The sequence below is a fragment of the Nitrosospira sp. Nsp13 genome (genome assembly GCF_900101945.1).
GTDB lineage: Bacteria > Pseudomonadota > Gammaproteobacteria > Burkholderiales > Nitrosomonadaceae > Nitrosospira > Nitrosospira multiformis_D.
In genome coordinates, this window is the sequence record NZ_FMVD01000005.1 from 86,458 (window position 1) to 113,067 (window position 26,610).

The 26,610-nt window shown below is 52.4% G+C and carries 25 protein-coding genes; 16 read left to right on the plus strand and 9 right to left on the minus strand.

The features are described 5' to 3' along the window. Positions 1-144: 144 nt before the first annotated feature. Positions 145-1,017 carry a phosphoribulokinase gene (locus BLO43_RS07865; RefSeq protein ID WP_090906603.1) on the minus strand — a complete coding sequence of 291 codons (873 nt, stop codon included), beginning with the start codon at positions 1,015-1,017 and terminating at the stop codon, positions 145-147. Between the two features lie 625 nt (positions 1,018-1,642). Here BLO43_RS07865 and rplM point away from each other — a divergent pair. The 6 genes from rplM to erpA all read left to right on the plus strand — a co-directional run bounded on the left by rplM (position 1,643) and on the right by erpA (position 5,702). Next, entirely contained in the window at positions 1,643-2,077 is a 435-nt protein-coding gene (gene rplM, locus BLO43_RS07870; protein ID WP_090906604.1) for a 50S ribosomal protein L13, read from the plus strand. Between the two features lie 3 nt (positions 2,078-2,080). Beyond that, positions 2,081-2,473: a 30S ribosomal protein S9 gene (gene rpsI / locus BLO43_RS07875; RefSeq protein WP_074631155.1), complete on the plus strand. Its 393-nt coding sequence runs from the start codon at positions 2,081-2,083 to the stop codon at positions 2,471-2,473. 396 nt (positions 2,474-2,869) lie between these two features. Next, positions 2,870-3,898 carry an N-acetyl-gamma-glutamyl-phosphate reductase gene (gene argC / locus BLO43_RS07880; protein WP_090906717.1) on the plus strand — a complete coding sequence of 343 codons (1,029 nt, stop codon included), beginning with the start codon at positions 2,870-2,872 and terminating at the stop codon, positions 3,896-3,898. Between the two features lie 201 nt (positions 3,899-4,099). Beyond that, positions 4,100-4,840, plus strand: coding sequence for a DUF6776 family protein (locus tag BLO43_RS07885; protein ID WP_074631152.1), 741 nt, complete (start codon positions 4,100-4,102; stop codon positions 4,838-4,840). Positions 4,841-4,850: 10 nt separating this feature from the next. After that, positions 4,851-5,270 carry a bactofilin family protein gene (locus BLO43_RS07890; protein WP_074631150.1) on the plus strand — a complete coding sequence of 140 codons (420 nt, stop codon included), beginning with the start codon at positions 4,851-4,853 and terminating at the stop codon, positions 5,268-5,270. Between the two features lie 63 nt (positions 5,271-5,333). After that, positions 5,334-5,702 carry an iron-sulfur cluster insertion protein ErpA gene (gene erpA, locus BLO43_RS07895; RefSeq protein WP_090906605.1) on the plus strand — a complete coding sequence of 123 codons (369 nt, stop codon included), beginning with the start codon at positions 5,334-5,336 and terminating at the stop codon, positions 5,700-5,702. Positions 5,703-5,807: 105 nt separating this feature from the next. Here erpA and BLO43_RS07900 read toward each other — a convergent pair whose 3' ends face one another. Continuing rightward, on the minus strand, positions 5,808-6,914 hold the full coding sequence (locus BLO43_RS07900; RefSeq protein WP_090906606.1) for an anhydro-N-acetylmuramic acid kinase: 1,107 nt from the start codon (positions 6,912-6,914) through the stop codon (positions 5,808-5,810). Between the two features lie 79 nt (positions 6,915-6,993). Further along, positions 6,994-8,346: a M23 family metallopeptidase gene (locus BLO43_RS07905; protein ID WP_254773387.1), complete on the minus strand. Its 1,353-nt coding sequence runs from the start codon at positions 8,344-8,346 to the stop codon at positions 6,994-6,996. 214 nt (positions 8,347-8,560) lie between these two features. Here BLO43_RS07905 and BLO43_RS07910 point away from each other — a divergent pair, with 214 nt between their 5' ends. The 8 genes from BLO43_RS07910 to BLO43_RS07945 all read left to right on the plus strand — a co-directional run bounded on the left by BLO43_RS07910 (position 8,561) and on the right by BLO43_RS07945 (position 18,413). Then, positions 8,561-9,757, plus strand: coding sequence for a sensor histidine kinase (locus BLO43_RS07910; protein WP_254773388.1), 1,197 nt, complete (start codon positions 8,561-8,563; stop codon positions 9,755-9,757). Positions 9,758-9,904: 147 nt separating this feature from the next. Continuing rightward, positions 9,905-11,410 (plus strand): apolipoprotein N-acyltransferase, encoded by a 1,506-nt coding sequence (lnt, locus tag BLO43_RS07915; protein WP_090906607.1) that lies wholly within the window; start codon positions 9,905-9,907, stop codon positions 11,408-11,410. 186 nt (positions 11,411-11,596) lie between these two features. Next, positions 11,597-12,502 carry a glycine--tRNA ligase subunit alpha gene (glyQ, locus tag BLO43_RS07920; protein WP_090906608.1) on the plus strand — a complete coding sequence of 302 codons (906 nt, stop codon included), beginning with the start codon at positions 11,597-11,599 and terminating at the stop codon, positions 12,500-12,502. Next, positions 12,499-14,622, plus strand: coding sequence for a glycine--tRNA ligase subunit beta (gene glyS, locus BLO43_RS07925; protein ID WP_090906609.1), 2,124 nt, complete (start codon positions 12,499-12,501; stop codon positions 14,620-14,622). The genes glyQ and glyS overlap by 4 nt, the downstream gene beginning before the upstream one ends. Before the next feature lie 14 nt (positions 14,623-14,636). Continuing rightward, the gene (gmhB, locus tag BLO43_RS07930; protein WP_090906610.1) at positions 14,637-15,170 is read left to right on the plus strand and encodes a D-glycero-beta-D-manno-heptose 1,7-bisphosphate 7-phosphatase; all 534 of its coding nucleotides are present in this window, start codon (positions 14,637-14,639) and stop codon (positions 15,168-15,170) included. Next, positions 15,167-15,937 (plus strand): lysophospholipid acyltransferase family protein, encoded by a 771-nt coding sequence (locus BLO43_RS07935; protein ID WP_175443894.1) that lies wholly within the window; start codon positions 15,167-15,169, stop codon positions 15,935-15,937. The genes gmhB and BLO43_RS07935 overlap by 4 nt, the downstream gene beginning before the upstream one ends. Then, the gene (locus BLO43_RS07940; RefSeq protein ID WP_090906611.1) at positions 15,900-16,661 is read left to right on the plus strand and encodes a M48 family metallopeptidase; all 762 of its coding nucleotides are present in this window, start codon (positions 15,900-15,902) and stop codon (positions 16,659-16,661) included. The genes BLO43_RS07935 and BLO43_RS07940 overlap by 38 nt, the downstream gene beginning before the upstream one ends. Positions 16,662-16,943: 282 nt before the next feature. Continuing rightward, positions 16,944-18,413 (plus strand): patatin-like phospholipase family protein, encoded by a 1,470-nt coding sequence (locus tag BLO43_RS07945; RefSeq protein ID WP_090906721.1) that lies wholly within the window; start codon positions 16,944-16,946, stop codon positions 18,411-18,413. Positions 18,414-18,643: 230 nt separating this feature from the next. Here the strand turns inward: BLO43_RS07945 and BLO43_RS07950 are convergent, their stop codons facing one another. Further along, positions 18,644-19,315, minus strand: coding sequence for a PEP-CTERM sorting domain-containing protein (locus BLO43_RS07950; protein ID WP_090906612.1), 672 nt, complete (start codon positions 19,313-19,315; stop codon positions 18,644-18,646). A 378-nt stretch (positions 19,316-19,693) separates the two neighbouring features. Continuing rightward, positions 19,694-20,251 (minus strand): FxDxF family PEP-CTERM protein, encoded by a 558-nt coding sequence (locus BLO43_RS16920; RefSeq protein WP_217628050.1) that lies wholly within the window; start codon positions 20,249-20,251, stop codon positions 19,694-19,696. A 504-nt stretch (positions 20,252-20,755) separates the two neighbouring features. On the opposite strand from BLO43_RS16920, the gene BLO43_RS17065 reads away from it, so the two are divergent. Together BLO43_RS17065 and lysA are read left to right on the plus strand one after the other, a co-directional pair. Next, on the plus strand, positions 20,756-20,890 hold the full coding sequence (locus BLO43_RS17065) for an LPS translocon maturation chaperone LptM (RefSeq protein WP_074631108.1): 135 nt from the start codon (positions 20,756-20,758) through the stop codon (positions 20,888-20,890). Next, positions 20,887-22,140: a diaminopimelate decarboxylase gene (lysA, locus tag BLO43_RS07965; RefSeq protein WP_090906614.1), complete on the plus strand. Its 1,254-nt coding sequence runs from the start codon at positions 20,887-20,889 to the stop codon at positions 22,138-22,140. Before BLO43_RS17065 ends, lysA begins: the two co-directional genes overlap by 4 nt. A 25-nt stretch (positions 22,141-22,165) precedes the next feature. Here the strand turns inward: lysA and mgtE are convergent, their stop codons facing one another. The 4 genes from mgtE to BLO43_RS07990 all read right to left on the minus strand — a co-directional run bounded on the left by mgtE (position 22,166) and on the right by BLO43_RS07990 (position 26,585). Further along, positions 22,166-23,608 carry a magnesium transporter gene (mgtE, locus tag BLO43_RS07970; RefSeq protein WP_090906615.1) on the minus strand — a complete coding sequence of 481 codons (1,443 nt, stop codon included), beginning with the start codon at positions 23,606-23,608 and terminating at the stop codon, positions 22,166-22,168. 427 nt (positions 23,609-24,035) lie between these two features. Then, the gene (gene mtgA / locus BLO43_RS07980; protein WP_090906617.1) at positions 24,036-24,734 is read right to left on the minus strand and encodes a monofunctional biosynthetic peptidoglycan transglycosylase; all 699 of its coding nucleotides are present in this window, start codon (positions 24,732-24,734) and stop codon (positions 24,036-24,038) included. 153 nt (positions 24,735-24,887) lie between these two features. Next, positions 24,888-25,706, minus strand: coding sequence for a shikimate dehydrogenase (aroE, locus tag BLO43_RS07985; protein WP_074631104.1), 819 nt, complete (start codon positions 25,704-25,706; stop codon positions 24,888-24,890). Between the two features lie 96 nt (positions 25,707-25,802). Next, positions 25,803-26,585, minus strand: a complete 783-nt coding sequence (locus BLO43_RS07990; protein WP_254773389.1) for an energy transducer TonB — start codon at positions 26,583-26,585, stop codon at positions 25,803-25,805. Between the last annotated feature and the right edge of the window lie 25 nt (positions 26,586-26,610).

Consider the following 26,610-nt stretch of genomic DNA (forward strand, 5'->3'; position numbering starts at 1 on the left):
CGTTTCGAGGGACTCAAGAAATTTCTAAATTCCGGGTGAAGCTCACATGGAGCGGAGGGTAAATAACGTGGACGGGCAATCCGCATAGCGGATTGCCCGTCCCTTTGAATTCAAAAGGCATCCTTATCGGCAACGGCTGCCGGACTATTTACTCCGGCTTTTCGTGACGAGATCCAGAATCAGCGGTGTTAATATCAACTCTATGGCCAATCCCATTTTCCCGCCCGGCACGACAATTGTATTCGGACGCGACATGAACGAATCGTGGATCATGGAAAGAAGATAGGGAAATTGCACGTTCTTGGGATCGCGGAAGCGGATCACGACAAAACTTTCATCCAGAGCCGGGATATCACGCGCAATAAAAGGATTTGACGTATCAACTGTCGGGACTCGCTGAAAATTGATATGAGTCAGTGAGAACTGCGGGGTAATGTAATGCACATAATCATGCATACGGCGGAGAATGGTATGAGTCACCGCCTCCGCCGAATAACCACGCGCATTCATGTCACGATGGATTTTCTGGATCCATTCCAGATTAACAATCGGTACGACACCCACCAGTAAATCCACATACTTTGCAGCATCGGCGGTCTCGCTCTTGACCCCGCCATGCAAGCCCTCATAAAACAGCATATCGGAACCCGGCTTTATTGATGTCCAGGGGGTAAATGTCCCAGCCTTCTGCTGATAGGGCGCCGCTTCTTCATCATTGTGCAAATACAGGCGCGTCTTGCCGCCGCCGCTCTCGCCATATTCCTTGAATAACGCTTCCAGTTTCTCGAACTCATTGGCCTCGGGACCAAAATGACTGATGGGATGACCACCGTCTTTCTCCGATTCCGCGACGGCTACCTTCATTGCATCACGATCATAGCGATGAAAACTGTCGCCCTCTACCACCGCAGCAGTCAGTTTCTCGCGACGAAAAATATGCTCGAAACTATTTTTGACTGTCGATGTACCGGCACCTGACGATCCAGTAACGGCGATAACAGGGTGTTTTTGTGACATACAAACGCTCTCCTCAGACAATAAGATAATAGGATGTTACCGTATTTTTCACGCCGATAATCTACAAGTATCAGCAGACTTTTTAACGGTATTGTTCTCCCAACATGATACCCGTTTTCCTAAAAATTTTGGTGAGAATAGATAAAGATTCACGCTCTCGGACGGGCATAGCGACCGGCAGTATCGACAGAAAAATGCCGGGTTAAATGGCCCGGCATTTCAGATAAGGTGTGCCGCAATTCGCAGCGAGTATGATGAATACTGGGAGAATCGCTCGCGGACCGAGCTCCACTGGTAATGGCGTATGAGCGGCGTATTCCTTTCCTAGGGCCTGTTAACACTTATTTTACACCCGCGACGGCGACGGATTTCATCCAGCACGAGGCATGAGTTGTGCGGCGGAGCACGCCTCCGTAAGCGGCGAGTAACGAAGGGCTGAATGAAATCCGTCCCGTCCCTTCGGGTTGCGCACAAAAACGCGGCATCCGCATTTTTTGTGTAGCAACGCGGGTGCGAAATAAGTGTTAACAGGCCCTAGATCCATTTGTGGAATGGTCCGGTTTGACATTCGACCTGGTCTGGCATAGAATTCGCGGCTTTATTGAAATCAGCAAAGGCGGGCGTTGTGAAAACCTTTTCAGCCAAACCACATGAAGTAATCCACGACTGGTTCGTGATCGACGCGGCGGACAAGGTGCTCGGGCGCCTCGCCGCGGAAATTGCCCATCGTCTGCGCGGTAAACATAAACCTATTTTCACGCCTCATGTGGATACCGGCGATTTTATTATTGTAATCAATGTTGACAAGCTGCGCGTCACCGGAAATAAGATGGAAGACAAGACTTATTACCGTCATAGCGGCTACCCCGGTGGTATTTACGAAACCAGTTTCGCCAAAATGCATACACGGTTTCCGGAACGGCCTCTGGAAAAAGCAGTGAAAGGTATGCTGCCAAAAGGTCCACTCGGTTATGCCATGTTAAAGAAGCTTAAAATCTATGCCGGTGCCACGCATCCGCACGCGGCGCAACAACCGCGACAACTCGAAGTCAGGGCTTAAATTATGAGTACAACGTATAACTATGGTACCGGTCGTCGTAAAAGCGCGGTGGCGCGGGTATTCATGAAACCTGGCAAGGGGTTGATTACTGTCAATGACAGACCCGTCGACGAATTCTTTTCCCGTGAAACCGGCCGTATGGTGGTTCGCCAACCGCTTGAGTTAACCGGAAATCTTACAAGTTTTGACATCGTGGTCAACATCCATGGGGGGGGCGAATCGGGACAGGCTGGCGCAGTGCGCCATGGCATTACCCGCGCTTTGATTGACTTTGACGCCACGCTCAAGCCCGTATTGAGCAATGCCGGGCTGGTAACGCGCGATGCGCGCGAAGTGGAGCGGAAAAAGGTGGGGTTACGTAAGGCGCGCCGGCGTAAACAATTCTCCAAACGATAAGTTTTTTGCGTGTCCCCTATTCAAAAGCCGCCTGTTTCTGGCGGCTTTTTTACTTGTTGCTTATAATTTTGAATTGAGCGGCTGTTCGCTCATTTCTCAGCTCGACACTGTGACCCGCAAAGACTTTTTTCATCACCTGTCTTCGCGTCATGGTGAGTTTATTACGCGGTGAATTTAGGGTAATTGATCAACCGGTTGCATTCTCCCTGCAAGGCATCCGGCTAATCGAACCAAAATATATAAAGATGTCTCTAAAAATTCAGGATTCTGGGCAAAGCCTATTTATTATCTGTAACTAAGGATACGAACGAGAATGCGGATACAAAATAGGCCCGATATGTAATATGAAAAATGGTGATGGAGAATCCCATTCTTCGCATAGAAACTGGAGATTTTATGCTTAAAGTTGGTATCGTAGGTGGAACCGGTTATACCGGCGTAGAATTGTTGCGCATTTTGTCGCAGCATCCCGAAGTAAGCATACACGCCATTACCTCGCGCAAAGAGGCCGGAATGAGTGTAGCCGAGTTATTTCCCAGCTTGCGCGGACGGGTCCCACTTAAATTCTGCGATCCGGCCGAAGCGGAACTCAACCGATGCGCCATCGTGTTCTTTGCGACGCCCAACGGTATCGCCATGCAACAGGCCAGATCACTGCTCGATGCGGGAGTGCGGGTGATCGACCTCGCCGCTGATTTTCGTATCAAGGACATAGCGGTGTGGGAAAAATGGTATGGGATGACACATGCCTGCCCCGATCTGGTGGAAGAAGCTGTTTATGGCTTGCCTGAAATCAATCGTGACAAAATCAAAGGTGCGCGGCTCATAGCAAATCCTGGCTGTTACCCCACCGCAGTGCAATTGGGATTCCTGCCTTTGATCGAAGCGGGTATTGTAGACTTGGAGCATCTCGTTGCCGATGCCAAATCCGGTGTCTCCGGCGCGGGCCGCAATGCGGCAGTGCCTACATTATTTGCCGAAGCTTCGGACAATTTCAAGGCCTATGGGGTATCCGGACACCGGCACCTGCCCGAAATCAGACAGGGACTATCTCGTATGGCAGGAGGCCCGGTCGGACTGACATTCGTCCCGCACCTCACCCCCATGATCCGGGGCATTCACGCTACGCTATATGGCAGGCTTAACAAAGATGCCGATTTACAGGCCATATACGAAAAGCGCTACGCCAACGAACCATTTGTTGATGTGCTTCCAGCAGGCGCTCATCCCGAAACCCGCTCGGTGCGAGGTTCGAATCTCTGCCGCATCGCGGTTCATCGTCCGCAAGAGGGTAATACCGCGGTAATATTGTCGGTAACGGACAACCTCGTCAAGGGAGCTGCGGGACAGGCTGTACAGAATATGAACCTTATGCTCGGTTTTCCGGAAATCCTCGCTATCGATCATGTCCCACTCCTGCCGTAACCGCTTGACCGGCTTGAAGAGTCGAAACTGAGAAGTGAGGCCGCGAAGACAGATATTGAAGGCTGATAGCTATTATATTGGCCAAAAGAATGGCGAAATCACCGGCCAGATGCTTCCGCGACAAAATTCCTCTAACCTGAGTCCGGCAGAATTCTTCCAACGCTCGGTGTCTGGCTGTCATAACAGCGTAAACTTACGGCCATGATTAAATCACCTAAAAGAAAATCTGGCATTTTTGCCCCGAAAGTGGCGATACGTCCACACAGGCCTGAATATTTGCGCTGGCTTATTATCGGCTTGCTTACCGCGCTCGCATTGGCTCTGTCATGGGGCATGTACGATGCCGGGCATCAGTTTGCGGGTTTTGATAAAAATGAGATAAACCATGAACTGGACCGGCTATCACGATTGAATAATCGCTTGGAGAAAGAAAACAGCGAGTTACGTATGAAAATGGCCGGACTTGAACGCCAGTTGCAGATGGACACGGTCGCACGTGAAGATATTACCAAGCATGTCAAAACCCTGGAAGATGAAAATATCCGCTTGAAGGAAGATGTCGCATTTTTCCAGAATCTCGGATCGGTTACCGGGAAAACCGAACAACGCGTTTCAGTTAGCCATTTAAAGCTGGCGCGCGGCCAGTTGCCCGGAGAATATCGTTACAGCCTGCTACTGGTCCAGGGCGGGCAACGCGCCAAAGATTTTCAGGGTAGTCTGGAATTCGTCGTCAATTTCCGGCAGAATGGTGAGAAAATGGTCACGCCTCTTGTCAGTGAAAGCCCGTCAAATACATTTGACGTTAACTTCAAGTTTTACCAGCGAGTGGAGAGAAGTTTCCGGATGCCGCCGGATGCTTTAGTGGAGAGCATACAGGTAAAAGTATTTGAAAAAGGCGTAGCGCAGGCAAGGCTAACACAGACCGTTAATCTGTCTTTGTGAAGGAGAGAAAATGTTTGGTGGAAAGAAAACACCCACACCTCAGAACCAGATTGATTCGCTAATCGGCGCGGGAACCCATATCGACGGCAATATCAATTTCAGCGGAGGGTTGCGCGTAGATGGCCATATTACAGGAAACATTACCGCGGTGGGCGACAAGCCCAGCACCCTGGTATTGAGCGATCAAGCGATCGTAGAGGGAAAAATCCAGGTTTCTCACGCGGTTATTAATGGCACCGTAGCCGGCGCCATATATGGAACCGAGTATGTGGAATTACAGCCCAAAGCCAAAATCTCCGGAGATGTCCATTACAAATCCATGGAGATTCAGCTTGGCGCATCGGTTGACGGCATGCTTCATCGTCTTCTGGACAATGCCCAACTCGAAAATAAGGTGGTGGCATTGATACCCGCCACCCATGGTGAGTGACGTTTATTTGACAGGAGGACATAATTTGTTCCCCTGGATTAATTTTGATGCGGATAACTCGATATGAACGCTGCAACTGGGGAAAATTTAGTCGCGGGAACGCAAGTCCCATTGATCTTTACCGATAACGCGGCAAGCAAAGTCAGGGAGCTGATTGAAGAAGAGGGGAATAATGATCTTAAGCTCAGGGTATTCGTTGCGGGTGGAGGCTGTTCCGGCTTTAAATACGGCTTCACCTTTGACGAACTGATAGGCGAAGACGATATGGTAATGGAAAAGAATGGCGTAAAACTGCTGGTCGATGCGATGAGTTTTCAGTACCTGGCCGGGGCGGAAATCGACTACCAAGAAAACGCTGAAGGAGCCCAATTCGTTATCAAAAATCCGGGGGCTGCCAGCACCTGTGGTTGTGGATCTTCATTCTCCGTTTAACTACCCGTGCGGCTTTATTAAAAAAACGGAAGCCGCGGCTTCCGTTTTTGTTTGTAGAAAAATAGTGCCGCTCAGTCAATGAGCGGTCAACTGCCGGATTCAAGGTCAACCCGGATAGATCGCACCGAGCAGGCGGGCGCCGCGCGCACCGGTTACCGTGGGAAGACTGGCAGGAACTCCTGAAATGACCTGCCTCGCCAGCCAGGCAAAGGCAAATGCCTCCAGCCAATCCGCGTCAACGCCGACACTGTCTGTCAATTCCACCTTCCTGCCAGGGAGTGCCATTCGTAATCGTGCAACGAGTGCCGTATTATGCGCGCCCCCCCCGCACAGATAGATTTCCGCGGCATCCGGAAAGTAGGCAAGCACTGCCTCAGCAATTCCCGCTACCGTCAACTGCAGCAAAGTTGCCTGAACGTCTGTCGGCTTCTCATCTCCAGATAGATAGCTCTCCAGCCAGACCAGATTGAATAATTCCCTGCCTGTGCTTTTTGGTGGAGCAAGAGAAAAAAACTGAAGCGCAAGAAGCTTCTCAAGCAGTTCCGGGATCACTCGGCCGGATTCAGCCCACGCGCCGTTCTCATCGTATGGCTTGCCGGTATGATGCAAACACCATGCATCCATCATTATATTACCGGGGCCGCAGTCGAATCCGGTAACCTCTCCATTGGGCGTGAGGCTGGTGAGATTGGAGATTCCACCAATATTAGCAATTACACGATGAACTTGTGAATCCTGGAACAAAATTTGATGGAATGCCGGAACCAGAGGAGCACCCTGGCCGCCCGCGGCGATGTCACGACTCCTGAAGTCCGCTACCACGGTAATACCTGTGAGTTCGACCAGCAATGCGGGGTTGCATAGCTGAATGGTATAGCCTCTCTCCGACTCGGGGCAGTGGCGCACAGTCTGGCCATGGCAGCCAATGGCAGTTATCTGCTGAGGTTCTACGCCGCACTTATTCAGCAAACCCGTCACAGCCTCCGCATAGCGGCGAGCAAGCTCATTACCAAGCATGGCTGCGCGATGCAGCTCGTCATTACCCGGATGGTTCAGATCCAGCAATCGGCCGCGCAACTCACTGTCGTAAGATAGATAACAGGTTTGTAGCAGAAAGGGAGGCGACGAACTAAAATCAGCCAGCACCGCATCAATTCCGTCAAGGCTGGTGCCCGACATAATGCCGATATAGTAAGCGGTTTTCAAATCCATCCGCCTGCGTGCTCTGTTATTTTCGCCTCTATGGGTGGGGGTGGGAACGGAAGTGGGAGAGGGAATAGGATGAAACTGGCTAGTCCAGGAAAGCCAGGCTCGTACCACGCAACATATCCAGCCGAGCCATCAATGGCTTTGTGTACTCATAGAATGCGGGCAGATATTTAGCCGAAACGGGATTGGCGGTGGGCATGGCCATCCGCGTGGGGTCGCGTTGAACACCATTGAAGCGAAATTCATAGTGCAGATGCGGACCTGTAGCCATCCCGGTTGCGCCGACATGACCGATGACATCACCCTGGCTGACACTTTGTCCCGAGCGCAAACCTTTAGCAAAGGTCGATAAGTGACCGTAAACCGTAGAGTACTGCCCATGGTGTTGCAGGATGACGACATTACCGTAACCACCCTGCCAACCAGCAAACAGCACCGTCCCGTCCGCGGCGGCCTTCACCCGCGTTCCTGTTGGCGCGGCGTAATCAATGCCGCTATGAGCGCGCCATGTTTTCAGGATAGGGTGGAAACGTGCGCTGGAAAAGCCCGAACTGATGCGGGAAAACTCCAGCGGCGAACGCAAGAATGCTTTTCTCAGATTTTTTCCGTCGGGTGTGTAATAACCGCTTTCTCCGTTGTCCGCCTGAAAATAGACTGCCCGATGAGGAGTGCCCTGATTAATGAACTCCACCGACAGCACTCGTCCGGGCCTGGCGGGCTCGCCATTACCATAAAGTGAATCATAAACCACTGTGAAACGGTCGCCCTTGCGTAAATCCCGATGAAAATCAATATCGGACGCCAGAATATCGACAATCTGCGTGGCAACGCTGTCCGGAACACCCGCGCCATCGACGGCTGCAAACAGCGAGCTGTTTATCACCCCAGACTTCATTTGAATGTGTGTTTCCAGTTTGACCGGCTGCTCGCTTACCTTGAAGACATCGCCAATCTTTTCCATCACCAGTTGTTCACTTCCGCCGGCGAAATAGCGCAACAAAAGCAATTCGCCCGCCGCGGTAGTCTGCACATGGACGATCTTACCGGTCACCAGTTGATGCGTGGCCTTGATGTTTCTCGAATCGCGCAGGAAACTGGCCGCATCCTGATTATTCACCTCGAGCCGGGACAGCAGGGTTGCGATGGTGTCGCCCGCCTGAATACGTTCCTGGCGCCAGAATGTTATATTTTCGCCGGAAGGCGGAAGAATCTCGGGGAGTTCAAGACCACGGATAACTTCCTCGACGGGAAGATCCTCCAACGAGGTATCGGGCGCAATACCAAAGGCAGCCATCATTCCGAATAACGGAAAACTGGATAACAGGATTAACCAGCGTAGTCGTTTTTTTGTCAGCATAAGCGGTTTATGCGCTAAAATGCTGATTTTGTCGCCCGGCATGCTTACCTCACTTTTGGGAACGTGAAAGTTTAACATAGAAATTGCCATCCATATCGACTACGGGGTCATTATGTCACCTACGGGTGCGGAAAAGTTTCCCTGGCTACGGTCCGGCAGAACTTAGCGTTGAGCAAGAAAAACAGTGCGGGCATTCGCCTTTTGGGCTGAAATCAGGTTTCCTTGAACTATCGCACTAATTCATATAATCCCGCTTTTCTGAGCGTTTTATATTGCCAATGGAGAGCATTGCATGTCCACGGACGACTTGACGCTTGATCTCCTGGCGTACCACGCGTTCCCTCACCTCGCATCTGCCTTAAGGCTGCGGCAGGACGTTATCGTCCGGACGTGGGAGGCCGCCGTGGTTCAGACGCTTCCTGCAGCCGATGCACTCACCCTCCAGAATCTTCGCAACTCAATACCATTGATCCTGCAAGAAATCATAGACGCATTCGCCTCGGATAAACCATCCGTCACTTGCGATCTCGTTGAAGGCAGCAAAATGCATGGGGAGTCCCGCTTCCAGGAAAACTACAATATACGCGAGCTGGTCATTGAGTACCGTCTACTGCGCCGGGTCATCATCGAACAAGTCACGGAAGCAATGGATGAGCGGCTGGATATGCGGAGCAATATCGCTTTGAACATGGCCGTAGACACTGCGCTGCAAAGCGGAGTCATCAGATTTATCGAACACCTGCAACAGCAGAATAGAACCTCCACCGAGGTTCAGGCCAAGTATCTTTCGTTTCTTTCGCATGATCTCCGCAACCATCTGCACCACGCCATGCTTCACGTGCAGCTTCTCGTCAAAAGGCTGACTCAAGTACCTGAGTTCGCGGATAGCGTCGCGGACTTGGAATCCGTCAAGCGTGCAATACTCCAGACGACCGCCGGGATGGATCGGATGCTTCAGTCGGAGCAGTTGCGGAAAGAACCTGTTCATCACACAGCGGAACTAGTGGATCTAAAATTGTTGCTCTCCGAAATTACCAGCCAGTTTGCGCATGAAGCCAAATCCAAAGGGATAAAGCTGGATTCGGACGCACCCGATGGAGCGCAAGCCATCAGTGACGAAGGGTTGCTGACGCTGGTATTGCAGAATCTGCTGGGTAATGCGATGAAATATAGCTCCGAGGGCGAAATAAAAGTACTGGCCCGGAAAGATGCGAATGGTGAAGAAGACATCGATTGGGTATTAAGCGTTAGCGATCAGGGGCCGGGTATTGCACCGGAAAACCTGAGTCATCTGTTTGATGCCTTCCGCCGGGGCGATACGTATGGTCAACCGGGCGTAGGTCTGGGGCTCGCCATCGCCTCGGAAGCGACCCGGCTTTTAGGCGGCAAATTGGAAGTCCAGTCCAAAGTGGGAGTGGGTTCCACATTTCGATTAATGCTGCCCAGGAAGGATCAGGACCAAAACGCGATTCAAGGCAATAAGCCGTGAAGTCAACTCATCGTCTTGCAATTTTGTCTGTCTCCCGCGCAACCGGTTCACTTATATTGGCTCACCGTTAGATCGCCATGAGCGTTTATACCTTGAGTGAATTGCACGCCCTTGTTCGCACCGAACCCGATAACATGATTGATTGAAGTGTCGAAAAAAACACTCCGTTCGCAATTAGCCCTCTCATTTCTGCTCGGCGCAATTACTGTTCTCGGTTTTGCGCCGTTTTATCTTTTTCCAGTTCCCGTTTTCACGCTCGCGCTGCTATGCCACTTCTGGCGCATAAGCGCGACATCCATGCGCGCCGCCTTACTGGGCTTCATCTTCGGCATGGGCATGTTCAGCGCGGGAGTCACCTGGATTTACATCAGCCTGCATGACTTCGGCGCAATGCCGATGCCAGCCGCGGTGCTTGCGCTGGTCGTTTTGTGCGCCTATCTCGCTTTATTCCCCGCATTGACAGGCTGGATATTGACGAAGTTGCGCATCAGTGTGCCCATCGTCTGGTCATTGGCCGCAGGTGCGTTATGGGGGTTGTCCGACTGGCTGCGCAGCTTCTTGTTCACCGGCTTTCCGTGGCTGACACTGGGCTACTCGCAAGCGCCGGCCGGCCCATTGGGAGGTTTTGCCCCCGTCATGGGTGTTTATGGCGTATCACTGGTGCTCGTTCTAAGCGCGGCACTGATATGTCTATTATTCGAAAAGCGATTTCGGGAATGGCGTTACCTGCTGCCGCTTCTGGCAATCTGGTTTATCGGTTTCGGCTTGCAGCAGATCCGCTGGACTGAACCACAAGGTGAACCGGTCACAGTAAGCCTGCTACAGGGAAATATCTCGCAGGATTTGAAATGGCGGGAAGATCAGCTCGTCACATCGATGGATACGTACGCCAGACTCACGCTGGAAAGCAGCAGCCGCCTCATTATCACGCCCGAGATTTCGATACCGCTGTACCGTGACGAGGTACCGTCGAGTTATCTGGCACAACTGGCTACTCATGCCAAACGTAATAATGGCGATATCCTGGTCGGCATGGTTGAAGCCCCCGGCGGACGCAGCGAATACTACAACTCCATGTTCAGCTTCGGCACATCTCCCGATCAGAGCTACCGCAAGTACCATCTGGTGCCGTTTGGAGAATTCATTCCATTGAAGGCTGTGTTCGGCTGGGTCATCGATGTATTGAAAATCCCGTTATTGGATTTCTCGCGTGGAGGGCTTGACCAGCAACCGATGAATCTGGCCGGACAAAGGGTTGCGGTGAACATCTGCTACGAAGATGTATTTGGAGAGGAAATCATCAAGCAATTACCTCAAGCCACGCTCCTCGCCAACGTCAGCAATGACGCCTGGTTTGGCCGGTCCATCGGTCCGCGGCAACACCTGCAGATTTCGCAAATGCGCGCAATGGAGACGGGGCGTTATATGCTGCGCGCCACCAATACCGGCGTTACCGCCATTATTAACGAACGCGGCATCGTGTTGCAGGAAGCGGAAGTATTTACCACAACCGCGCTGCACGGTATGGCGCAAGGATACGTCGGTGCAACGCCCTATGTCCGTTTCGGCAATAATCTGTTATTCATACTCGCCGGCGTATTGCTGGTTATCGGCTTGTTGCCGATTTTTCGCGGCGAGCACAAAAACCTGTAAAATCCCGGCATGTTGGCTTTAAATCAGCACGATTAACCCTAAATTCGTTGGTTGGACGGGGTGAAAAGTGCGCGGTTTTTGGGGTACAGGGTAGGCGCAACGACGCAGAATGGTCGTTCCATTCCAAAATTCCAGACTGATAAATGAGCGATCAACTACCGGATCTAGGTTAACTCAGGCATTTCCATGCTCACATTCCAGGAAATTATTCTCACCCTGCAACATTATTGGGACAAACAGGGTTGCGCGCTGCTCCAGTCCTATGACATGGAAGTCGGCGCCGGCACTTCACACACCGCCACCTTTCTTCGCGCCCTCGGGCCGGAACCCTGGAAGGCCGCTTATGTTCAGCCTGCGCGCCGGCCCAAGGATGGACGCTATGGTGAAAATCCAAATCGCTTACAACATTACTATCAATTTCAGGTCGTGCTGAAGCCTCCTCCTCCCGGTATCCTGGACCTGTATCTTGGTTCACTGGAAGAACTCGGCTTTGATTTGAAGCAAAACGATATTCGTTTCGTTGAGGATGATTGGGAAAACCCAACGCTGGGTGCGTGGGGTTTGGGTTGGGAAGTATGGTTGAACGGGATGGAGGTGACACAGTTTACGTATTTCCAGCAAGTCGGCGGATTGAACTGCAAGCCGATTACGGGCGAGATCACGTACGGTCTGGAGCGGCTTGCCATGTATCTCCAGGGAGTGGAAAACGTGTTCGATCTGACCTGGACGCAAGGTCTCTCCTACCGTGACGTATACCATCAGAATGAAGTCGAGCAATCAGCCTACAATTTCGAGCACAGTGATATGGATTTTTTGCTGAATGCCTTTGCCAGTCACGAAACGCAAGCCCGGTATCTGGTGGAACACGGGCTTGCGCTGCCGGCCTATGAGCAGGTGCTGAAAACCGCGCATACATTCAATCTACTGGATGCGCGCGGTGCGATCTCCGTTACAGAGCGCGCGGCCTATATTGGGCGAATTCGCGATCTCGCCCGTAGCGTAGCGCAAGCCTACTACGAGAGCCGCAGACGGTTGGATTTTCCGATGGCGCCGCGCGAGTGGGTCGAGCAAATGACGGAGAAAATCGCTTGAGCAACGCAACCGGAAATCTGTTGATTGAGCTGCTCGTTGAGGAACTGCCACCCAAATCACTTAAAAAACTGGGTGACAGCTTCGCGGAAGTAATAGCTGCAAACCTCAAGGCCCAGGGCTTGGCCAAAAATGATGTCGTCATCACGGCTTTTGCCTCACCGCGTCGACTCGCGGTGCATATTAAAAACGTGACGGTGCAAGCGGCTGATAAATCCGCTTCACAAAAATTGATGCCCGTGTCAGTTGGCCTGGATTCTAATGGGCAGGCCACACCCGCCCTGCTCAAGAAACTCGGGAGTCTCTGCATCGATGCCACGGATATGCCAGTGTCTCAGCTCAAAAGAACGTTTGATGGCAAGGTAGAGGCCCTGTTCTTCGACAGTGTAGTAAAGGGCGTGGTACTGGCGGAAGGTTTACAGAGAGCCATTGATGAAGCTCTCATCAAGCTGCCGATCGCCCGGATGATGACCTATCAACTGGCCGACGGGTGGAAGAGCGTGAATTTTGTGCGCCCCGTGCATGGTTTGGTCGCCCTGCACGACGCGGAAATCATACCCATCAGCGTCTTGGGTTTGACCGCCGGACGAGAGACACAAGGGCATCGCTTTGAAGCAAGGGTTAAGGCGGTGATGTTGAAGAATGCCGATAGCTATGAGTCGCAACTAAAAAACGAGGGTGCGGTTATTGCCAGCTTTCCAGCACGGCGTGCCGAAATTGTCCGGCAGCTTCAAGCCGTCTCGGCTGAGACAGGCCTGCAACCCGTGGAAGACGAAGCATTGCTGGACGAAGTGACCGGACTGGTCGAACAGCCAAGTGTTCTGGTGGGAAAGTTTGATAATGCATTCCTGGAGGTGCCGCAAGAGTGCCTGATTCTGACCATGAAGGCGAATCAAAAATACTTTCCGCTTCTGGATGCAAACGGCAAGCTCTCCCATCAGTTCCTGATTGTCTCCAACATTCGTCCGGCAGATGCCAGCCAGATAATTACCGGCAACGAGCGCGTACTGCGCTCACGCCTGGCGGATGCAAAATTCTTTTTCGATCAGGATCGCAAGAAAACGCTAGCTGCGCGCGTTGCGGGTTTGGATAAAGTTGTCTATCACAACAAGATTGGCACCCAGGCGGAGCGTGTGGAACGGATTTGGGCAATCGCACAGGCGATTGGTTTGCGATTGGGCGGTAATGAGCTTGCGGCCCAAGCCGGCGAAGCCGCCATGCTATCCAAAGCAGATCTGCTTACCGGCATGGTAGGCGAGTTCCCCGAGTTGCAAGGCATCATGGGACGCTATTATGCCCAGCATGACGGACTGTCACACGATATTGCATTTGCCATCGAAGATCACTACAAACCACGATTTGCGGGTGATGAATTGCCGCGTAATATGACCGGACTCTGCGTCGCATTGGCAGATAAACTGGAGACGCTGGTTGGCATGTTTGGTATCGGACAGATTCCGACCGGTGACAAAGACCCATTTGCATTACGCCGCAATGCCTTGGGCGTGACACGTATGCTGACAGAAAAAAAACTCGAAATTTCTCTGGAAGAGATAATCAGAATTTCAAGTGGAGTGTTCAATAACAAGATTAATTTCGGTGATGCCGAGTCTCATCAGTTGCTGAATTTCATCTATGAAAGAATGTCCAGTCAGTTGCGTGAACAAGGCTACTCACCGCAACAGATTGAAGCGGTCATTGCCAAACGACCGCAATTTTTGAACGAAATTCATCAGCGCCTTGCTGCCGTCCGCGCTTTTTCCGCTTTACCGGAAGCTGAAAGCCTTGCGGCTGCAAACAAACGGGTAAGCAATATTCTGAAAAAGGCTGAAGGTGCGGTCAGCAGCACGGTGAATGCCACACTTTTGCGGGAGCCTGCCGAGCAGGCATTGCATGCCGCACTCAATACCATCATGCCAAAAACAGACATCGCCTTTAAACTCGGAAAATTCAGCCTGGCTCTGCAGGAACTTGCAGCATTGAAAACACCGGTGGACACCTTCTTCGACAAGGTGATGGTGAATACGGAGGATGCCGATCTGCGCGCCAATCGTCTTGCTCTGTTGGCCCAGTTACGGCAGGAAATGAATCGCGTGGCTGATATTTCCAAGTTGGCTACTTAATCTGGACCCCTATTATGAAACTGGCCATTCTCGATCGCGATGGTGTCATCAATTTTGACAGCGACGCATTTATTAAAACGCCGGATGAATGGAAGCCGATTCCCGGCAGCCTGGAAGCGATTGCGCGCCTCACCCAGGCAGGTTATCGGGTCGTGGTCGCCACCAACCAGGCCGGTATCGGCCGGGGGCTGCTGGACATGGCCACGCTCAATGCGATCAATGACAAGATGTGGAAAGCGGCAAACCAGGCAGGTGGACGCATTGATGCGATGTTTTTCTGTCCGCATACCACTGCGGATAATTGCGATTGCCGCAAGCCCGCAACCGGAATGTTCAAGGAAATTTCTCAGCGCTTTGGCCTGGAGCTGAGTGGCGTACCCGCAATCGGCGATTCAATGCGTGATTTACAGGCTGCGGCGGCGGTAGGTGCTATTCCGGTTTTGGTGCTGACCGGCAAAGGCAAAAAAACGAAAGCAGAGGGTGGACTGCCCGAAAACACCCGGATATTCCGTGACCTTGCAGCAGCCGTTGATGCACTGACGGAATGAATATGATCCTGCCGGTGTTGCGTTCAACGCTATATAGCCTATTACAGATCGTCATCACTCCGCTTTATTTCCTGATTGTATTCGCCGCGTTCCCACTGTCGCCCATGAGCCGCTACCGCATCACTTCCGGCTGGGCGCATCTGATGCTGTTTCTGCTGCGCATTATCTGTGGCATACAATATCGCGTTATGGGCGCGGAGCACATTCCGCAAGCACCGAGCATCATACTGTCCAAACATCAGTCGGCATGGGAAACCCTCGCGTTTCAGCAGATTTTTCCGCCCCAGGTGTGGGTACTTAAAAAAGAGCTGCTGCGTGTACCGTTTTTCGGTTGGGGATTGGCGATGAACAGTCCCATTGCGATCGATCGCAGCTCGGGAAAAACGGCACTGAAGCAAATCGTCGAGCAAGGAAAAGATCGCCTGAAGCAGGGTTTCTGGATCGTGGTTTTCCCGGAAGGCACGCGCATTGCGCCGGGAAAAAAAGGAAAATACCACATTGGCGGTGCATGGCTCGCTACGCATACTGGCGCGCCAGTGGTCCCGGTTGCGCACAATGCGGGGGAATTCTGGGGCAAGAATGCGTTTATCAAACTTCCCGGCACGATTACAGTGAGCGTCGGCGCGCCGATAGATCCCCGAGGAATGGAGTCCGGCGATCTCAACACCATGGTGGAAACCTGGATCGAGGCGGAGATGATTCGTATTGGTGACCAGAATCGGAAGGCATATGACAACAGCAAAATTATCCCGATCTCCGAGGGATAGGCGGACAACGCCCGCAGGTGAAATCCACCATGTCAGCTTGAATGGCAAGGAAGTCGCTTATACGCTCAAGCGCTGCAAACGTAGAACAATTGGTATGAAAATTGACAACGAAGGCTTGACTGTCCGCATTCCATTAAGAGAATCGTTGTGCTGGGTCGAATCGGTATTGCAAAACAGGGCCGATTGGGTGGTAGAAAAACTCGATGAATGGAAAAGCAGAAAATCCAGTGAACCGGTGTGGGAGGAAGGTGCCGTTTTTCCACTCCTGGGTGAACCCTGGCGGCTGGCGGCGACAGCTACCGGGGTAATGCAAATGACTCGGGCAACCATGAAGGCAGGAGCCGAAGACAGGCAGATGCAATTGCCACTGCCATCCGTACTGACCGCCCGCCAAATCGAAAAAATTGTGATGGACTGGTATCGCAACAAAGCATTGACATGTTTCAGCGAACGGCTTGCGCTGTATGCGGACAAGCTCGGCGTTGCACTGCCGCAGTTGCGGCTATCGCACGCCAGAACCCAGTGGGGAAGTTGCAACTCGCGTGGCATTGTTCATCTCAACTGGCGGCTGATTCAAATGCCGCTTCATCTGGTGGACTATGTAGTAGCGCATGAATTATCGCACCTCATCGAGATGAATCATTCACCAGCCTTCTGGCAAGCGGTGGGGCGCGTCTACCCGAATTATGCGGGGGCGAGGAAGGAGTTGAAGAAGCTTGGGTGAAAACGACGTCCGGTATATTTTCCCCCCTGTACAGGCATAATTAATGGACTTCGTTTCAATTAAAATGGAGCGGCGGACAATGAGATTCGGAACGGTTTCGTTAGGTTCAACTGTTCAAGGATCTCGGCGACACGGAAGTATATGGCTCCGGGCACCAAAAAAAAAGACACAGAGGGGCGGATGCTCCTCTATGCCTCAGAACCAAGCTATGCTTTAGTCCCATTATTGTACGTAATCGCGCTTGATAGAATTCAAGCCCTCATAACGCTTTGCCGTCAACCCATGAGTCGATCGCGCATTCCATCATTGCTTTTTGTCATCGCGCTGGCCGTACTCAGCGGTTGTGCGACGCGCCCGATCAACCCCCCGCTCGAGCGGGCCGATCTTAACAAAGGGTATCGCTATGAAAACCGCTGGCAGCATCGCGTTGTCTATGACAACGAGAACATAGTCATCCTCGCCTTCTCCGGGGGTGGCACCCGTGCTGCCGCATTCGCATACGGAGCCCTCGAAGCCCTGCGGCGCATGGATCTCATCTTGCCGACGGGCAGGAACATCCGCATGCTCGATCAAGTGGACATCGTCACCGGTGTGTCCGGGGGTGCGTTCACCGCCCTGGCCTTTGGCCTGTACGGCGACAAGCTATTTAATGACTACGAGCAACGCTTCCTGAAACGCAATGTGGAGGGCAAGCTCATGGCGCGCATGTTGAGTCCGGCCAACTGGGGAAAACTGACGTCGAAGGGTTGGGGCCGTTCCGAATTGGCGGCCGAGCTGTACGACGAAATCCTTTTCAACGGCGCTACTTACGGCGATCTCGACCGCGGCGCGGGTCCACTGATCCTGGCGGCGGCCACGGACCTCACAACCGGCTCCCGCTTTGTCTTCACCCAGCGCATTTTTGACATCATCTGCTCGGATCTCAATGCGCTGCCGCTGTCTCGCGCCGCTGCGGCTTCGTCCGCAGTGCCGGTGGTACTCTCGCCCGTCACTATCAACAACTATGGCGGTACCTGCAACAAGATAACGCCCGCTTGGGTGGCGCCGTTCATCGACGCCGCAGAAGTGCCACGACCGGCGGCGCGGGCGATACGTGCACTCCAAGGAGAGGAAGCGTACGGCGACGGTGTCAACCGGCCCTATCTCCATCTCGTCGACGGCGCCGTATCGGACAACGTGGGCATGCGCAGCGTGCTCATATCGCTGGAAATTCTCGAGGCATTGCAGGAATCCGGCGTGCGCACGCGGCTCGACACTGCGAAGAGAATCGTGGTGTTCATCGTCAATTCGATGTCTTCTCCCACGACGAAGTGGGACCAGTCGGAGAGCGTTCCCGGCGTCCTGGATATCCTGAGCAAAACGGCCGGCACGCCGATCGACACGTATTCGTATGAGTCGGTAGAAGTGCTGAAAGATACGGCAGCGCGCTGGCGAACCTTGCGGATGATTCGCGATTCCGCTGCATTGAAGAACAACAAGGATCCAGCGGTTGCCGCCGTGTTGCGCGCCCCGGACGCCGAGATATATGCCATCGACGTCTCGTTTTCCGCGCTGGAAGACAAGGCGGAGCTCCACTTTTTGAATCAGTTGCCTACGTCGTTTATGCTGCCCGCCGAAGCCGTCGACCGTCTGCGCGCTGCAGCGGAGACGCTCATCATGGCGTCGCCCGAATTCCAGCGGTTCCTGAGGGAGGCTGGCGCTAAGCTGATCGTAGGACCAGCGGTTGGTGGCGACCCGGCGATAGCGCACTAGGTCCTAAAGACGAGTGTCTGCATTCGAGGTGCGGCGACTGACCGTTTGTGGCACGTTTCTGCCGGTGGCAAAAGTCGCGAATCGACACCACTGAGACTTTCGGTGCATGGCAGACAGCAGTGGCTTAAATTAAAACGGCCATAGATACCAGCATAATTCTATCAGCCGCCGCTAAAAACGAAAAAAGCCACAAAGCGGCCCCCTCTCTGTGGCTCAGGATCAAGCTTAGCTTAAGAAGTCTTGTTACGACGTGCCATAAAGCCCATCAGACCCAGGCCAGCCATGAGCATGGCATAGATTTCAGGTTCGGGGATGGGAGAAGCTATGTTGATGAAGCTCTCGTTGCCACCCGCTGCAAATCCTTGCACATGCACACCAATGCGCAAATCGCCGTCTCCGCCATTGTTCGGGAGTGCAAGCGCGCTAATAACATTGCTGTATGTCTGACCGGCAGTCAGGTTGAAATCGATGGAAAGCCATTCACCCTGGGTAACACCGTTGGGCGAGACAGGTGCGTCGGAATCCGCCAGAAAGCCTGCGGTTGTCACAAAGGCTGGGCTGACGGTATTGCCACCAGGAAGATTGAGCGGAGTGGCCCCTTGCGAGAAACTTACCCCCGATGAGGACGAAATGGATGCAATCCCGAGCAGCGTACCGTCATCAAAGTAGACATCGGCCAGGGAAGAGGTGGAAGTATTGGTAAAAGTGAACCTCACCTGACTGCCGCCAAGATCTATCACCTCAACATTCAGATTCGCTTCCCCATCCGCCTCAGCTCCAGCGTTGCTATGCGTGATATTTGCAAAACTATAAGATGTCGATACTGCCGCGTGTCCGAGCGGTTGATAAACCGATATCGCGAGGGCAAACAGTAACCCCGGCAATGGCCTTAAGTAACTCATGAACCATCCTCCCAAGAATTTGGTTTCAAAGATTTATGTTGTAAAGAAATGCGTACCAGCATTCTGGCTATCTGTGCACACACGGGATTCTTCATCAATCCGTGCGCTTCAGCAGACCCTGGATTTTCCGGCCCCGGCTCACAACGGGTGTGGCTTTACGGTACGTCAAAAGCTTAGCGAGGGAAAATGACAGCACATACTCCATCAGAATTCATAAACATGAGCTTTAAGGCGCATGCCTGGATTCTACTAAGTGCGGGGTGGAATGTTTTTGGGGTCGATCCGGCAAGCTTGATACCGGCATAATTTTATCAGCCGCTAAAAACGAAAAAAGCCACAAAGAGACCCCCCTCTCTGTGGCTCAGAATCAAGCTTAGCTCAAGAAATCTTGTTACGACGTGCCATAAAGCCCATCAGACCCAGACCGACCAACAGCATGGCATAAGTTTCTGGTTCAGGTACAGGCGAAATGTTCAATACCCCCGCGTATGAGCCGCCAGCTGAACCAGCAACCGTTCCCTTGACTTGAAGGGTGTAGGTGCCAGCATCCAACGTCAACGGATTTAAAACAACGGTTGTTGCAGAGACTGTTGGGCTGTAGTTAACGGTGGTACCCCATGCTTCCATAAGCGTACCCGGGACAACTGCCCCGGTTTGATGCGTGCTACCCGTGTATAAGCGAGCCCTAAGGTCGATAAGACCCAATATACTACTCAGGATTATTGACGAAGTGACTGAGTTGGCGGAACCATTAGGAATCGTAAAAATAAAATCATCAAAAAATGTAGAGCCTGAAGATGCGCTAGCGAATGAGTTGCTATACGCGAGCGAAGTTGGCAAGGGCCCAACATTAAGATGGGTAATTGTGTCAGCGAAAGCACCGGCACTGGAAATGCAAAATATACTTGTAAGGATGAAACTTTTAATCAACTTCATTTCTAGTCTCCCTATTAAAAAAATTACTTGTTGGTATTGATGACTTGGGGGGAGTGGCCATCATATGAAATGATTATGTCAATTGTTGAGGCTGGGATATAGTTAACATGGCCAGCATTACCCAAGGCTATTAGCTCCTTGTAGCTAACCCCCCATACTGGTATTTCGGCTATCTGCATGTTGACGGGCTTCTTTAGTAAAGCCATGGTTTTGGCATATTCTGGGTTTTTTCGGACCGGCTCAAAACGGGCGTGGCTTTACAGCACATCAGAAGCTTAACGAAAAAAATAACAGCCAATGCCAGCCAGGATTTATATACATAAGCTATTAAGCACATGCCATAGAGGAAGACAGTGAAGTAAATGAAGCAACTGCGGTACGCAATAGCGCTGTCAATCAACTGAATAGAATTTTCTGTGGTGGCTGGGTGATCTGGGAAGGACTTATTCAGAGATTCTTACCCTTTATGTTAGTATTTCGTATCAATCATTCCGGTATCGTTCCATGCATAAATTCTGTACCGCTGCTCTGCTGGTTTTGCTGCTCAATGCCTGCGGCCTGAAGGGACCCCTCTATCTTCCACAAGAACAACCTCCACAGCCATCGCAACAATCTCAGGGCGAAGTGAAAAAGAAGTGAGCGGTTTCCCTTCATTTGACTATCGCAATGGCAGACTGTACGGCGAATCGGTTCAACTGGACCGCATTGCCCGGGAATTCGGCACACCCTGTTATGTGTATTCACGCGCGGCGCTCGTTGCGGCCTACCGGGAATTCGACACCGCTTTTGGCGGACACGACCATCTGGTGTGTTATGCGGTCAAAGCCAACTCCAATCTGGCCATTCTCAATTTATTCGCCCGTCTCGGCAGCGGCTTCGATATTGTTTCCGGGGGTGAACTTCAGCGAGTGCTGAAAGCGGGTGGTGATCCGCAAAAAATAGTATTTTCGGGAGTAGGCAAACAGCCAAGCGAAATGCGGGCGGCACTTGCCGCGGGGATATTCTGTTTCAACGTGGAATCGGAAGCGGAATTGGCCGTACTAAACCAGGTAGCAGGCGAGCTGCATAAAATCGCGCCGGTAAGCCTGCGGGTCAACCCCGATGTGGACGCAAAAACACATCCTTACATTTCCACCGGTCTCAAGGAAAACAAATTTGGGGTGCCCTTCGACGAAGCGGAGAAGCTTTATGCCTCCGCACAAGAGTTTGCCAACTTGCGCATCAGCGGACTGGACTGCCACATAGGCTCACAATTGACCAAACTCGGTCCCTTTGTCGAAGCTTGCGGGAAAATACTTGACCTGTTGACTCGCCTTGAAACCCAGGGACTCACTATTGATCATCTGGATCTGGGCGGCGGTCTCGGGATTCGCTATTCGGGAGAAAACCCGCCAGCGGTGCAAGACTATGTCACGGCATTGTGTGCCGCGATCGGCCGGCGTAACCAGCGTATCCTGATCGAGCCCGGCCGCGCGCTGGTGGGTAATGCCGGAGTATTGCTTACGCGTGTCGAGTATCTCAAACATACCCCGCATCGGGATTTCGCTATCGTGGATGCCGCTATGAACGACCTGATGCGTCCAGCACTGTATGACGCCTACCATGAGATCCTGCCGGTTATCGCGAATAGCGGCGGCGATAAAATTTATCAGGTTGTCGGACCCGTTTGTGAAACGGGCGATTTTCTGGGGCATGACCGAAAGCTGACATTGGCGCAGGGCAATCTGCTCGCCATTATGTCCGCCGGGGCCTACGGCATGAGCATGAGTTCAAACTACAATACCCGCCCCCGCGCCGCCGAGGTCATGGTGGACGGTGACCGCATTCATCTTATTCGCCAACGCGAATCCCTGGAACAGCTAATTGCCGGCGAGAAGATTCTACCCTGAGTGAAACTTATCCGGTGGTTCCTGGCTATATCAGAAAAAGAGTTGCGAGTCCCAGGAAAATAAAAAAACCCCCACTATCGGTGACGGCGGTAATCATCACGCTGGAGCCCGCTGCCGGGTCACGGCCAAGTTTAGTCAGGGTCAGCGGAATCACTACCCCCAATGAAGCCGCCAGCAGCAAGTTCAACATCATCGCCAGTGTCATCACCACCCCAAGTGAGGCATTGCCGTAAATGAAAAAAGCAAATAATCCGACCACACTCCCCCATACCAGACCGTTCACCGCGCTCACACTAATCTCCTTGGCAAACAGTTTACGTGCATTGCCTGGATGGAGTTGGCCCAAAGCGAGAGCGCGCACGATCATTGTAATTGTCTGATTGCCGGAATTGCCGCCGATACCGGCAATAATCGGCATGAGTGCCGCCAGCGCCACCAGTTTCTCGATTGAATCTTCAAACACGCCAATCACGCGTGATGCAATAAATGCGGTAATCAGATTGACAGCCAGCCAGGTCCAGCGGTTCTTCACGCTTTTCCATACAGGTGCGAACAAATCCTCTTCTTCCCGCAAACCCGCCACATTCAGCGCTTCGCTTTCCGCCTGCGCGCGGATAAAATCCATCACCGCATCAACGGTAACACGTCCTACCAGTTTGTCTTGGGCGTTGACCACCGAAGTAGAAACGAGATCATAGCGCTCGAATGCCTGCGCTGCCTGGTGTGCATTATCTTTGGGGTGAAGCTTCACCATTTCTTTGGCCATCACCGATCCCACTGTGGCATCGGGATCACTTACCAGGAGCCGGTTCACCGGGAGCACGCCTTTGAGATGCTCATTCCGGTCCACCACGAACAATTGGTCGGTATGGTCAGGCAGCTCATCCAAACGGCGCAGATAACGCAGCACGACTTCCAGCGTCACGTCCTCGCGGATAGTCACCACGTCGAAATCCATCAGCGCGCCCACCGCATCCTCCGGATAAGACATGGCGGCGCGTAACTGCTCGCGCTCCTCCATCGGCAGCGACCGGAATACATCCTCCATAACATCACGCGGCAAATCAGGTGCGAGATCAGCGATCTCGTCGGCATCGAGCTGTCCCGTCGCCGCCAGCATTTCATCGCTGTCCATCGTGGCGATGAGTGTTTCGCGAACCGCGTCCGAAACTTCCAGAAGAATCTCGCCATCGCGCTCCGCCTTGACCAGCTCCCAGATCATAAGACGATCTCCGAGGGGCATGGCTTCAAGGATATAAGCAACGTCCGCGGGGTGGAGCCTGTCGAGCAGGTTTTGCAGTTCCGCCAGATTCTGCTTATGCACCAAGGCTTCGACCAGTTCCTGGCGCGGCATTTGCTGTGTATGCACGAGATCTTCTACCAGCTTGTGTTTGTGCAATAGATGCGTCAGGCGCCGCAAGTTCTCTTGCAGATCTTCGGTCTCCCTGAGGGTATTTGCTTTAGTCATCGCCCATCGCTCTGGTGTATTGCGTCAAAAGTCCCGCTACTTTAAATGAGCTGCATTGCCGCCATGCGACATTATCCTAAATCCGCCGTTTAACCGCTCGTGTTTCATTTTAGTGTCAGGATTCACAAAAGACTTCTTTCGTTGTTGACCCTCACCTTTTGGCGAGTCCGCTAGAAGGCGAATTCGGGATTGTTCGTCGTTGCGTATGGATAGATATGCGTTCCCCTGCTTCTCGCTCGACATCAATCCCGTCATTTGTAGCACCCTATTTGAAACTGTTATGCGCGATATTTCTGACGCACTCGCTTCTCGTCTGGCGGGAGCGCCTGTTTGCAGGGAGACTCAGAATGCAGAGCAAATATTATGACAGGGCGGAGAATGAACGCAAAGTATGGTTCATGTTACCGGACGAACCGGCGAGGAATTGTCAGGGAATTTTCGTGGATGCCATACGGCTAAGGATGATATCAGTCTTTCTCAATAACCACGGCGTATTGCGATTACGATCGTAGAATCTCGGATCAGGAACCATGGCGGCGAGACGGGCGGCTTGTTCCGCGGTGACAGAAGTAGCGGAAACACCGTAATAGTAGCGAATAGCGGCCTCGGCGCCGAATACTCCATTTCCCCATTCAATGATATTCAAATAGATCTCCAGGATGCGCCGTTTGGACATCACCCTTTCCAGCATCAGCGTGATGATGGCTTCCTGGATTTTGCGCCACGGCGTTTTCTCGCCGGAAAGAAACAGGTTCTTCGCAAGCTGCTGGCTGATAGTAGAGCCGCCCGCAACCAGCTTGCCCTTTTTCAGGTTTTTCTCGTATGCCTTCTGAATAGCTTCGAAATCGAAACCCTCGTGTTCCAGGAACTTGCCATCCTCAGCGGCTACGATCGCACGCTTGAGATGAGGTGAAATCCGCTCGTAAGGCATCCACTGGGTGCGTAACGCCATTGTGGAGTCTTTATTTCGTAAATCATGCAACCGATCCTGCATGAATGCACTGGTGGAAGGATTGTAGAAGTTCCAATAGACAACATGGCCGAGAATCCATAGCTGATAGGCAAGTACCGCGGCGATTAATAACAGGAAGAAACGCCATAACCAACGCTTAATAAATTTCTGCATGCACCAGGGATTATGCTGTCAGGTTTTCAACCTAAATCCGCCCAGTAACGAGCTCACCGAAAAGATGAAGCTCGAATGGCGTGAAGGGTTTTGATGGATCATCCTAAATCCGGTAGTTGGACGAGGTAAAACGGTCAGCGACCGGACTTAGGTTCAGGTATGTAATTTGAGCATTTTAATTATCGGCCCGGTTTCCGGCCTTACCCCACGCCACAGGAAGAAAGATTCCGCCGCTTGCTCCACCAGCATACCGATGCCGTCAGCTAGACGTGATGCGCCCTGTTGCTTCGCGAATTGCAGAAAAGGTGTATATCCATCGCCATACATCATGTCATAGGCCAGCGATTCAGCCGCGAAAATACCTGGGGATAACGGCGGCAGTTCGCCCTTCAGGCTGGCGGAGGTGGCATTAATAACAAGGTCAAATTTTTCCCCAAGAATATCCGCGTAATCGCCAGATACAATGGTTCCGTAGCAGGAAAATTGCTGTTGTAACGCATGCGCTTTTTGTTGAGTACGATTGACGATTGCCAGAATACTGGGGTCGTGTTCCAGTAGCGGCAGCACCACACCCCGAGCCGCTCCACCCGCACCCATTAACAATACCCGCTTGCCAGTAAGAGAGAATCCCAGATTGACCATGATGTCGCGCACCAATCCAGCGCCATCGGTATTGGCGCCTAGAGTCCCATCAGCGTTGAATACGAGTGTGTTTACCGCTTGGGCGGCATCGGCTCGCTCAGTCAAGCGGCCGGCAAGCTTACAAGCTTCCAGCTTGAATGGAACCGTCACGTTCATGCCTTTGCCGCCGCGCTCCCGGAAAACCGCCACCGTTGCAGGAAAAGCATTCACCGGCGCAAGTATCGCTTCATATTGCATATCCTGTCCCGTCTGCCGGGAAAACTCGGCATGAATCCACGGTGATTTGCTGTGAGCGACGGGGTTGCCGATGACGGCATAGAAATCGGTCATGAGTCAGTAATAGTCTAAATCCGGCAGTTGAGCGGCGTAAGCAGGGGGAAGTATGCAGTTTTTGGGATACAAGGCAAAGTGGCAACGACGCGGATCTTATTGGCTTGTCAGTTCGTCCGAACGGGTAAACGCCCAAGTACGGGTAATATGCAGGACATCAGTATCTCGGCTGATGTCCGGCGGAAAGGGAGCAAATCCATTTTGTCCCGCCAGATTAACAATGCGTAACGCCGCTTCATCCAGAACTTTCTTCCCTGACGAGCGATTTATTTCAAGCGACTCGAGACTGCCGTCAGACCTGATACCAACGGTGAGTTGAAGGTCTCCATAGAGTTTTTCCCGCCTCGCCGCTTCGGGATAATTCATGTTGCCGATCCGCTCCACTTTGAGGCGCCAATCTTCGACATAACGGGCAAAGCGGTATTCCTGCGTACGAGCACCGATAAATCTGCGTTTTGGACGATGCTGATAAGCTTCACCATCCCGTGCGGTCTGAGCCCCCAGGCGAGCGATCTCGATACTACGTTGAACCAGGTCGCTACCGTTAATACCGGGGCGGTTTTGTTCAGTCTGATTCGAAGGGGGAGCTGTTTGATAAACGTCCTGACCGCTCTCGACAGCGGTCATCATTTGCTTTGTTTCCTGTTCAGGCTGATCCGTTTCTTCAGTAGCCGCGTGCTGATGTTCTGGCGACGATGGAAGATGCGTCTTGGCCCGGCGATTGCTGTCAGTGGCTCCCCCACCCTCCAGGTTAGCTCGCGCCAGCGTATCCGCATTGCGCGACTTCGATGCGGATTGACTGTTGACCAGCACGACTTCCAGCGGCGTAGCGGTCTTGTCGATTTCTGAAGATGGGAGTTTGAAGGTAATCCCGAACAAAACAATCGCGTGAAAAATCACCGAG

What these genes read in the sequence shown, in the direction of transcription:
- BLO43_RS16920 (WP_217628050.1), bottom strand. Translation starts at nt 20,251, where the DNA reads ATGAAGTTGATTAAAAGTTTCATCCTTACAAGTATATTTTGCATTTCC.
- BLO43_RS07945 (WP_090906721.1), top strand. Translation starts at nt 16,944, where the DNA reads ATGAGTCGATCGCGCATTCCATCATTGCTTTTTGTCATCGCGCTGGCC.
- BLO43_RS07900 (WP_090906606.1), bottom strand. Translation starts at nt 6,914, where the DNA reads ATGGATTTGAAAACCGCTTACTATATCGGCATTATGTCGGGCACCAGC.
- BLO43_RS07885 (WP_074631152.1), top strand. Translation starts at nt 4,100, where the DNA reads ATGATTAAATCACCTAAAAGAAAATCTGGCATTTTTGCCCCGAAAGTG.
- BLO43_RS07940 (WP_090906611.1), top strand. Translation starts at nt 15,900, where the DNA reads ATGACAACAGCAAAATTATCCCGATCTCCGAGGGATAGGCGGACAACG.
- BLO43_RS17065 (WP_074631108.1), top strand. Translation starts at nt 20,756, where the DNA reads ATGCATAAATTCTGTACCGCTGCTCTGCTGGTTTTGCTGCTCAATGCC.
- BLO43_RS07910 (WP_254773388.1), top strand. Translation starts at nt 8,561, where the DNA reads ATGTCCACGGACGACTTGACGCTTGATCTCCTGGCGTACCACGCGTTC.
- mtgA (WP_090906617.1), bottom strand. Translation starts at nt 24,734, where the DNA reads ATGCAGAAATTTATTAAGCGTTGGTTATGGCGTTTCTTCCTGTTATTA.
- BLO43_RS07865 (WP_090906603.1), bottom strand. Translation starts at nt 1,017, where the DNA reads ATGTCACAAAAACACCCTGTTATCGCCGTTACTGGATCGTCAGGTGCC.
- aroE (WP_074631104.1), bottom strand. Translation starts at nt 25,706, where the DNA reads ATGACCGATTTCTATGCCGTCATCGGCAACCCCGTCGCTCACAGCAAA.
- mgtE (WP_090906615.1), bottom strand. Translation starts at nt 23,608, where the DNA reads ATGACTAAAGCAAATACCCTCAGGGAGACCGAAGATCTGCAAGAGAAC.
- gmhB (WP_090906610.1), top strand. Translation starts at nt 14,637, where the DNA reads ATGAAACTGGCCATTCTCGATCGCGATGGTGTCATCAATTTTGACAGC.
- glyQ (WP_090906608.1), top strand. Translation starts at nt 11,597, where the DNA reads ATGCTCACATTCCAGGAAATTATTCTCACCCTGCAACATTATTGGGAC.
- BLO43_RS07935 (WP_175443894.1), top strand. Translation starts at nt 15,167, where the DNA reads ATGAATATGATCCTGCCGGTGTTGCGTTCAACGCTATATAGCCTATTA.
- BLO43_RS07905 (WP_254773387.1), bottom strand. Translation starts at nt 8,346, where the DNA reads ATGTTAAACTTTCACGTTCCCAAAAGTGAGGTAAGCATGCCGGGCGAC.
- BLO43_RS07950 (WP_090906612.1), bottom strand. Translation starts at nt 19,315, where the DNA reads ATGAGTTACTTAAGGCCATTGCCGGGGTTACTGTTTGCCCTCGCGATA.
- rpsI (WP_074631155.1), top strand. Translation starts at nt 2,081, where the DNA reads ATGAGTACAACGTATAACTATGGTACCGGTCGTCGTAAAAGCGCGGTG.
- argC (WP_090906717.1), top strand. Translation starts at nt 2,870, where the DNA reads ATGCTTAAAGTTGGTATCGTAGGTGGAACCGGTTATACCGGCGTAGAA.
- erpA (WP_090906605.1), top strand. Translation starts at nt 5,334, where the DNA reads ATGAACGCTGCAACTGGGGAAAATTTAGTCGCGGGAACGCAAGTCCCA.
- BLO43_RS07890 (WP_074631150.1), top strand. Translation starts at nt 4,851, where the DNA reads ATGTTTGGTGGAAAGAAAACACCCACACCTCAGAACCAGATTGATTCG.